We start from the raw sequence: 1,230 nt of genomic DNA on the forward strand, positions 1-1,230 counted from the left end.
TGACAATATTTTGACCATGTTCATTAGTATAGTATTTAGCAATTAATGTATCACCTAAATCAAGGTTCAAGCTATGATATAAATGTTGCACTTCTTTAATTCGTAGACTTTTATAAGTGTCATTGATAATTACTTCGATACTGTTATTGTCTATCTGTCCTGCATATTCTGCAGTAGCGGTTATAATATTTTTATCTTCTGTCACATTTTCTTTAATGATATCTTTTATCTCTGAACTTTCTATATTATCTGAAATAAAGTCATCACAGTCTTGGGTATTTTCTGATTCTACTAATTTGTCTATATCAGTTTTGTCTTCAATACTGTCACTAGAAGAGTCTAGAGTTACAGTATTAGTAGATTTTGTAGGTTGTTCAAATTGACTGTCCTCGTTATTTTGTGATAGTACAAATACTGTAGCAAAAATACTAGTTACTAATAGTATTAAAGATACTGAAATTATAAATTTTTTCATTAATATCACTCCTATTCATTATTTTTAAAATAAATCGGCCGAAGTTTTTATTTATATAATATAGACTATTTAAAAATATAAAACGTTCATTTTTTTTATAACTCCTAAAACGTCAAAGTTAACTATTAGAAGGATAAATACAGGTATACCGAAAGTAAATATTATCTTTATGAGCATCTTTTTCATGGGGATTCCTCCTTGATATTTTTGGCAAATAAAAAACTACTCTCAAATAAAGTAGTTTTGGTTGAAAATCTAAATATTCATTTTTAAGGTTTATATAATATTGTAAAAGTTACTTATCAAGATTAAAGCCTGGATAAAGTTCAATTAAATTTTCTTTACATACTGCAGTAACTTTTTTTGTATTGTTTTTTGATAAATTGTAATAAATATTTTTAAGTTGATTTATTTCTCCTTCATCATTAAATACATATTCAAGAAGATTCTTAATTGCCCGAATGTCTTTTTCTTTTTTGATATCTCTATTTTTATTGATAATCAGTTTGTGTATTATATATGCAGGTGGTGTTGGTATCCATAAACTAAAGTTATTTACTTCAAGTTTTATGGAATTATCACAAAGAATATCAAGATGTCTTAATCCTTCGGCTTTTACATTAAGAGAATCGACTTTATAAGGTTCAATTTTTCCTTTACCCATTTCTCTTACAATAAACTCTAATTCTATTACCGCAGACTTATAAAATTTTGAAACACCCGTTAGGGGATCTTCATTATATATATAACCGTGG

The 1,230-nt window shown here is 26.3% G+C and carries 2 protein-coding genes; both read right to left on the reverse strand.

Translation table 11 applies throughout. The features are described from left to right. The coding region (locus RBH29_RS17690) for a PLC family EF-hand domain-containing protein (protein WP_306698334.1) at window positions 1-475 on the reverse strand (475 nt) is incomplete at its 3' end. Window positions 476-770: 295 nt separating this feature from the next. Further along, window positions 771-1,230, reverse strand: a 460-nt coding sequence (locus RBH29_RS17695; protein WP_306698335.1) for a GSU2403 family nucleotidyltransferase fold protein, incomplete at its 5' end; no start/stop codon positions are given.

The organism is Herbivorax alkaliphila, from assembly GCF_030848475.1.
Taxonomy (GTDB): Bacteria; Bacillota; Clostridia; order Acetivibrionales; family Acetivibrionaceae; genus Herbivorax.